We start from the raw sequence: 4,669 nt of genomic DNA, 5'->3' as shown, positions 1-4,669 counted from the left end.
AGGTTGAAAATAAAGTTTGTCATTCATTTGGAATTGTAAAAATAAAGTCAGAATTTTGCACCCCGATTGATTGAGAGAGTAAGGAAAGAGAGGTTGAGGGAACGAAAGGGTTGAAAATAAATTTTAAAATTAATTTGGTTTTAAAATAAAAAATTCAGAATTTTGCACCCCGATTGATTGAGAGAGTAGAGAAATAAAAAGAAAAGAGGAGTTACGAAGGATGGTTGAGGAGATAAGGAGAGTGAAAAAAAATATGAAAAATTATTTTTTTAATTCAAAAAGAGCTCGTAACTTTGCAGTCCGTTTCGCTTAGTAAAAACGGAGAGAGTAATAAAGAAGAAAAGTTCTTTAAATAGTAAAACAAGGAAACGGATTAAGTTGTTTAAAAAGAGTTTAAATTTTTTAGAGACTTAGTTTTAGTTTTAGCGAGTCGGAAGGTAGCGATACTGGATGAATAAAGTTCATTAACTTGTTGAGAATGCAAATGCGAGACCAAAGTGGTCAGGCAAACTATCATTTACAATGGAGAGTTTGATCCTGGCTCAGGATGAACGCTAGCGGCGGGCTTAATACATGCAAGTCGAGGGGTAGCAATACACCGGCGCACGGGTGCGTAACGCGTATGCAACCTACCTTTATCTGGGGGATAGCCCGGGGAAACCCGGATTAATACCGCATAAGTAAGTAACTTGGCATCAAGTAGCTTTGAAAGATTTATCGGATAAAGATGGGCATGCGTAAGATTAGATAGTTGGCGGGGTAACGGCTCACCAAGTCTACGATCTTTAGGGGCTCTGAGAGGAGAATCCCCCACACTGGCACTGAGATACGGGCCAGACTCCTACGGGAGGCAGCAGTAGGGAATATTGGGCAATGGACGCAAGTCTGACCCAGCCACGCCGCGTGCAGGAAGAAGGCCCTCTGGGTTGTAAACTGCTTTTGACTGGGAAGAAAAGATCTCTTGCGAGAGAAGTTGACGGTACCAGCAGAATAAGCCACGGCTAACTACGTGCCAGCAGCCGCGGTAATACGTAGGTGGCGAGCGTTATCCGGATTTATTGGGTTTAAAGGGTGCGTAGGCGGCTGATTAAGTCAGCGGTGAAAGGTAGCAGCTTAACTGTTTTACATGCCGTTGATACTGGTTAGCTTGAGTTAACAGAAGGCAGATAGAATTTCTGGTGTAGCGGTGAAATGCTTAGATACCAGGAGGAATACCGATTGCGAAGGCAGTCTGCTGCAGTTACACTGACGCTGAGGCACGAAAGTGCGGGGATCAAACAGGATTAGATACCCTGGTAGTCCGCACAGTAAACGATGATTACTAGTTGTTGGCGAATAGTCAGTGACCAAGGGAAACCGATAAGTAATCCACCTGGGGAGTACGCCGGCAACGGTGAAACTCAAAGGAATTGACGGGGGTCCGCACAAGCGGTGGAGCATGTGGTTTAATTCGATGATACGCGAGGAACCTTACCTGGACTAGAATGTGAGGGAAGAATTCAGAAATGGATTCGCCAGCAATGGCCCAAAACAAGGTGCTGCATGGCTGTCGTCAGTTCGTGCCGTGAGGTGTTGGGTTAAGTCCCGCAACGAACGCAACCCCTGTTGTCTGTTGCCATCAAGTAAAGTTGGGGACTCAGACAAGACTGCCTACGCAAGTAGAGAGGAAGGAGGGGACGACGTCAAGTCATCATGGCCCTTACGTCCAGGGCAACACACGTGCTACAATGGGCGATACAGAGTGTTGCGAGCCAGCAATGGCAAGCCAATCACAAAAAGTCGTTCACAGTTCGGATTGGGGTCTGCAACTCGACCCTATGAAGCTGGAATCGCTAGTAATCGGATATCAGCTATGATCCGGTGAATACGTTCCCGGACCTTGTACACACCGCCCGTCAAGCCATGGAAGTTGGGTAGACCTGAAGCGGAAGGTAAAAGATTTCGTTAGGGTAGAACCAGTAACTGGGGCTAAGTCGTAACAAGGTAGCCGTACCGGAAGGTGCGGCTGGAACACCTCCTTTTTAGAGATACTTATCTTTTAGAAGATAAAGAATCAAAAACGACTGACACAAGGATTGAGCATTTGTATTCTCACAAACAAGTTATGTAGAAATTGAAGTGAAGGAACGGAAGTTTACAGGTGTAGTGGTTGTAGCAAGCAAAACTACAGACCATGTGACTGCAAACTCTGAAAAGAGGGCTTGTAGCTCAGGTGGTTAGAGCGTTACACTGATAATGTAAAGGTCCGTGGTTCGAGTCCACGCAGGCCCACCAAGATTGAAAGAATACATGGGGGTTTAGCTCAGCTGGCTAGAGCACCTGCTTTGCAAGCAGGGGGTCAACGGTTCGAATCCGTTATCCTCCACAATATCAACAAGATTACAAGTAAGATAAGTTACCTGGTACTTTAACAACCGGATTTAGTTCTTTACGAAGAAACAAGGTAGTAATACCACTATTCTAATGATAAGTAGATAAATTACTCCGACCAACTAGCACAGCTTGGTAGTTATCGGGGATTTACTTTGACTTGGGTGAAGTTATTTGACATGATGGAAGAGAGAATAAAAGAGATAATGTAGGAGCTACATAAGGGCGTACGGAGGATGCCTAGGGTCTCAGAGGCGAAGAAGGACGTGATAAGCTGCGATAAGCTACGGGGAGAAGCACATTTTCTGTGATCCGTAGATTTCCGAATGGGGCAACCCAATAGTTTGAAGAACTATTACCATATCTGATATGGAGCTAACTCGGTGAACTGAAACATCTAAGTAACCGAAGGAAAATAAAACAACAGTGATTCCGCAAGTAGTGGCGAGCGAACGCGGAGAAGCCCAAACCATTTTTGTTACGGCAAAAGTGGGGTTATAGGACTGCATTTAGGATTTATCTTTAAGTTGAATGATTTGGGAAAGTCATCCATAGAGTGTGAGAGACACGTAAACGTACCGAGATAATGACGAGCAGTATCCTGAGTAGGTGGGGACCGGTGGAATCCCCTCTGAATTCGGCGGCACCATCCGCCAAGGCTAAATACTCCTGAGACACCGATAGTGAACGAGTACTGTGAAGGAAAGGTGAAAAGCACGGGGAGTACCCGGGTGAAATAGAACCTGAAACCGTACGCTTACAAGCGGTCGGAGCAGCTTAGTGCTGTGACGGCGTGCCTTTTGCATAATGACCCTACGAGTTACGGTCACCGGCAAGATTAAGTATTTCAGATACGTAGTCGAAGCGAAAGCAAGTCTGAATAGGGCGAATAGTCGGTGGCTGTAGACGCGAAACCTTGTGATCTACCCATGGTCAGGTTGAAGGTTGGGTAAAACCAACTGGAGGACCGAACCAGTTAACGTTGAAAAGTTTTTGGATGAACTGTGGGTAGGGGTGAAAGGCTAATCAAACTGGGAAATAGCTCGTACTCTCCGAAATGTATTTAGGTACAGCGTCGAGGTTGAGTTATATCGAGGTAGAGCTACCAATAGGATGCGGGGGAGTCAAATCCTACCAAATTCTGATAAACTCCGAATGCGATATAATATACTCGGCAGTGAGGGCTTGGGTGCTAAGGTCCGAGTCCAAAAGGGAAAGAACCCAGAACTACAACTAAGGTCTCTAAATCTATACTAAGTTGAACTAAGGAAGTCTGATTGCAGAGACAGCCAGGATGTTTGCTTGGAAGCAGCAATCATTTAAAGAGTGCGTAACAGCTCACTGGTCGAGCGAGGCGGGCATCGATAATAAACGGGCATCAAGTATAGTACCGAAGTTTAGTCAAGAATTTATTCTTGGGTAGGAGAGCATTCTGTTCGCGGCGAAGGTGTACTGTGAGGTATGCTGGAGCGGATAGAAAAGCAAATGTAGGGATAAGTAGCGATAATGTATGTGAGAACCATACACACCGAAAGACTAAGGATTCCTCAGCTACGTCAATCAACTGAGGGTTAGTCGGGTCCTAAGGATCATGCGAAAGCAGAAGCCGATGGCAAACAGGTTAATATTCCTGTACTGGTGATGGTGCGATGCGGGGACGGAGTGTCGGAGTGTATACGTCCTGACGGAATAGGGCGTTGAGGGGAGGCTTAGGCTGAACCGAATATGTGAAGAGACTTCCAAGAAAAGCCGCTAAGCTTCAGCCATTTACCACCCGTACCGTAAACCGACACAGGTAGTCGAGGCGAGAAGCCTAAGGTGCTCGAGTGAGTCACAGCTAAGGAACTCGGCAAATTAACCCTGTAACTTCGGGAGAAGGGGAGCCTCAGCAATGAGGCCGCAGAGAAATGGCCCAGGCGACTGTTTAACAAAAACACATGGCTTTGCTAAGTTTAATGACAAAGTATAAGGCCTGACACCTGCCCGGTGCTGGAAGGTTAAGAGGGGATGTCATCGCAAGAGAAGCATTGAATCGAAGCCCCAGTAAACGGCGGCCGTAACTATAACGGTCCTAAGGTAGCGAAATTCCTTGTCGGGTAAGTTCCGACCTGCACGAATGGTGTAACGATCTGGGCACTGTCTCAGCTGTGAGCTCGGCGAAATTGTAGTAGCGGTGAAGATGCCGCTTACCCGCCACGGGACGGAAAGACCCCGTGAACCTTTACTATAGCTTAACGTTGAATTCGGGTAACTGATGTGTAGGATAGGTGGGAGGCTGTGAGCCGGTGTCGCTAGGCAT

General features: G+C 46.4%; 2 tRNA genes and 2 rRNA genes. All 4 read left to right on the top strand.

The features are described from left to right. Window positions 1–519: 519 nt before the first annotated feature. Window positions 520–2,021, top strand: a 16S ribosomal RNA gene (locus D0T08_RS27355). Window positions 2,022–2,197: 176 nt separating this feature from the next. Further along, window positions 2,198–2,274: transfer RNA gene (locus tag D0T08_RS27350), tRNA-Ile, on the top strand. A gap of 17 nt (window positions 2,275–2,291) precedes the next feature. Further along, window positions 2,292–2,365, top strand: a tRNA-Ala gene (locus D0T08_RS27345). 213 nt (window positions 2,366–2,578) lie between these two features. Next, window positions 2,579–4,669: ribosomal RNA gene (locus D0T08_RS27340) — 23S ribosomal RNA — on the top strand; the annotation flags it as partial.

It is taken from the genome of Emticicia sp. C21, assembly GCF_003418935.1.
Classification (GTDB): domain Bacteria; phylum Bacteroidota; class Bacteroidia; order Cytophagales; family Spirosomataceae; genus Emticicia.
The sequence above is the reverse complement of the archived record's forward strand: the minus strand, read 5'-3'. Positions and strand labels throughout refer to the sequence as shown.